At 63.5% G+C, this 3,379-nt stretch carries 3 protein-coding genes; 1 reads left to right on the forward strand and 2 read right to left on the reverse strand.

All coding sequences use genetic code 11. The features are described 5' to 3' along the window. Window positions 1-1,355 (reverse strand): cytochrome c oxidase subunit 1 (locus tag EN745_RS32175; protein ID WP_145992255.1); only part of this gene is annotated, 1,355 nt, incomplete at its 3' end. Between the two features lie 37 nt (window positions 1,356-1,392). Continuing rightward, window positions 1,393-2,259, reverse strand: coding sequence for a cytochrome c oxidase subunit II (gene coxB / locus EN745_RS32180; RefSeq protein WP_245487889.1), 867 nt, complete (start codon window positions 2,257-2,259; stop codon window positions 1,393-1,395). A 378-nt stretch (window positions 2,260-2,637) separates the two neighbouring features. On the opposite strand from coxB, the gene EN745_RS32185 reads away from it, so the two are divergent. Then, entirely contained in the window at window positions 2,638-3,186 is a 549-nt protein-coding gene (locus EN745_RS32185) for an invasion associated locus B family protein (RefSeq protein ID WP_126055924.1), read from the forward strand. Window positions 3,187-3,379 lie beyond the last annotated feature (193 nt).

Consider the following 3,379-nt stretch of genomic DNA (forward strand, 5'->3'; position numbering starts at 1 on the left):
ACCCAGAAGTGGGTGTTGGCGATGACGGGCGAGTACATGTAGCCGGTCATCTTCGGGAACCAGTAATACCAGCCGGCGAAGATGGCGAAGACGGCGCCGAGCGACAGCACGTAGTGGAAGTGCGCGACGACATAGTAGGTGTCGTGCAGCGGGCGATCGAGACCGGCATTGGCGAGCTGGACGCCGGTGACGCCGCCCAGCGTGAACAGAAAGATGAAGCCGATCGCCCACAGCATCGGGGTCTTCAGCGAGATCGACCCGCCCCACATTGTGGCGACCCAGGAGAAGATCTTCACGCCCGTCGGCACCGCGATGACCATGGTGGCGAAGACGAAGTAGCGCTGCGTGTCGAGCGACAGGCCGGTCGTGTACATGTGGTGCGCCCAGACGATGAAGCCGACGGCGCCGATCGCGACCATGGCATAGGCCATGCCGAGGTAGCCGAACACCGGCTTCTTCGAGAAGGTCGAGACGATGTGGCTGACGATGCCGAAGCCCGGCAGGATCAGGATGTAGACTTCCGGGTGACCGAAGAACCAGAACAGGTGCTGGAACAGGATCGGGTCACCGCCGCCATCCGGCGTGAAGAAGGTGGTGCCGAAATTGCGGTCGGTGAGCAGCATGGTGATGCCGCCGGCCAGGACCGGCAGCGACAAAAGCAGCAGGAAGGCGGTGATCAGCACCGACCAGGCAAACAGCGGCATCTTGTGCAGGGTCATGCCCGGCGCGCGCATGTTGAAGATGGTGGTGATGAAGTTGATGGCGCCGAGGATCGAGGAGGCGCCGGCGATGTGCAGCGACAGGATCGCCAGATCCATGGCGGGCCCGGGCTGGCCGGATGTCGACAGCGGCGGATAGATCGTCCAGCCGCCGCCGACGCCAAAGGCGCCCGGCGCGCTCGGCACGAACATCGAGGTGAGCAGCAGGATCAGGGCCGGCGGCAGCAGCCAGAAGGAGATGTTGTTCATGCGCGGGAAGGCCATGTCCGGCGCGCCGATCATGATCGGCACCATCCAGTTGGCGAAGCCGCCGATCAGCGCCGGCATGACCATGAAGAAGATCATAATCAGCGCGTGTGCGGTGGTGAAGGCATTGTACATGCTCTTGCCGCCGTCGAGCGCCGCGTCGCCGCTCATGCCGTAGACCATCTGCGCCAGACCGGTGAAGATCTGGATGCCCGGCTCCTGCAGCTCCATGCGCATGACGACCGACAGCGCGCCGCCGATGATGCCGGCGCAGATCGCGAAGATCAGATAGAGCGTGCCGATGTCCTTGTGATTGGTCGAATAGACCCAGCGGACCCAGCCATGATAGGGCTTGTGGTCGTGATCGTCGTGAGCTGCAGCCTCTGCCATGTTCCGCTCCATTCCCTGATCTTTCCTGGCCGCGGCATCAGTTGCCGGCAGCCGCTACCTTGTCTTGAGCATCAACCTCGGCCATCAGCGCCTTGTTGGCGCCGGGCAGGTCGGTCTTGGCTGCGGCCAGCCAGGTGTTGTACTGCGCGTCGGAGACGACGCGGATGGCGATCGGCATGAAGGCGTGGTCCTTGCCGCACAGCTCCGAGCACTGGCCGTAGTAGAGGCCTTCCTTCTCGGCCTTGAACCAGATCTCGTTGATGCGGCCGGGCACGGCGTCGGTCTTGACGCCGAAGGACGGCATGGCGAAGGCGTGGATCACGTCGGTCGCCGTCACCAGGACGCGGGTCATCGTGTTGACCGGCACGACCATCTCATTGTCGACGGCCAGCAGGCGCGGATAAAGCTTGCGGTCTTCCTTGCCGGCGGCGGCGCGGTCGGCGTCCTGGAGGATCGCGGAGTTGAAGGTGAGCGTCTTGTCGACCTGGTACTCATAGTCCCAGTTCCACTGGTTTGCGGTCGCCTTGAGCGTCAGCTTGGCTTCCTCCGGCGGCGTGTACTGCGCGGTGAGCAGCTGGAACGAGGGGATGGCCAGGCAGAGCAGGATGACAACCGGCCCGACCGTCCAGATCACCTCGATCAGCGTGTTGTGGCTGGTGCGCGACGGCACCGGATTGACGCTGGCGCGGAACTTCAGGATGCAATAGGCGAGCAGGAACAGCACGAACAGCGTGATCGGCACGATGAACCACAGCGTGTAGTGCTCGAACCAGGTCACCTGCCGCATGATGTCTGTGACGGCGGGCTGGAAGGTCATCTCCCAGGGCTGCGGCTGGGCCGCATGGGCGGATGCGCCGGCAAAGACAGCGACGGCGGCAGCGGCGCTTGCTAGGAATTTTCTCATCGCCCTCATCATCTCCCATTTTCTCGCGGCCGTATGCGCAAGAATATCGAATAGCGCCGGGACGGGAATCCCGGACAGTCCCAAGGCTGGTTCAAACCATACTCTAATTGCCTCCGCAAGAAAGGAGCGGAGGAAACCGTGCGGCATTTTTGCGCGCAAGTGCGACCACGCCTTCGGGACGGCAAAGCGGCCTCTGCCGATCACCGGCGCGTGATCGGCAGTGAACGCTCCGGACCCGCATGCCGCGTGGTCGCAATTCGGGCGAATTTGGCTTGGAAAAGCGCTGAATTGCCCATGTCCGGGCGGGCTGGCGGCGGTCTCGTCCTTTACTTGGCTGTCGCTCGGCTTCAAAGTGCCGTGATTCGCAATGGAGCCGTCATGAGACTCTGGCTTTCGAGAACCTTGGCGAAGGTCATCTTTCTCGCCGCCTTGCTTGGCGCCTGCCTGTCCGGCACGGGCGCATCGTACGCCGCACAAGCCAATGCCGCGCAGCAGCCGAGCGGCACTGTGCGCTCGACGCATGGCGCGTGGTCGATCATCTGCGACACGCCGGCCGGCGCGACGTCGGAGCAATGCGTGATGATGCAGAACGTCGTCGCCGAGGACCGGCCGGAGATGGGGCTGTCGGTGGTCGTTTTGCGCACCGCCGACAACAAGGCGGAGATCCTGCGTGTGCTGGCCCCGCTCGGCGTTCTCCTGCCCAACGGGCTTGGCCTCAATGTCGATGGCAAGGACATCGGGCGGGCCTATTTCGTACGCTGCTTCCAGGACGGCTGCTATGCCGAGGTGATCCTCGAAAAGCCGCTCCTCGACACGCTGAAGACCGGCACCTCGGCCACCTTCATCGTCTTCCAGACGCCGGAAGAAGGCATCGGCATTCCTGTCGACCTCAAGGGTTTCGCCGACGGTTTTGCCGCGCTCCCCTGATCCTAGCCGGGCAGGCTGCGACGACGGCGGTGGCCTGACACCGGTGTGATCGGGCCTGTTGCCGATTGTCTCGGCGCGCCTTCGCCCCTACATCGGGGGAAACGACCAATCCTCCCGCGGACGGACCTGCCATGAACAGCCTGATCGGCCAATTCGACATTTCCGACGATCGCCTGAAGAAGATCGTCGGAAA

The organism is Mesorhizobium sp. M4A.F.Ca.ET.022.05.2.1 (genome assembly GCF_003998845.1).
Taxonomy (GTDB): domain Bacteria; phylum Pseudomonadota; class Alphaproteobacteria; order Rhizobiales; family Rhizobiaceae; genus Mesorhizobium.

Excerpts from the sequence above, each read along its gene's own strand:
- EN745_RS32185 (WP_126055924.1), top strand. The coding sequence starts at position 2,638 with ATGAGACTCTGGCTTTCGAGAACCTTGGCGAAGGTCATCTTTCTCGCC.
- coxB (WP_245487889.1), bottom strand. The coding sequence starts at position 2,259 with ATGAGAAAATTCCTAGCAAGCGCCGCTGCCGCCGTCGCTGTCTTTGCC.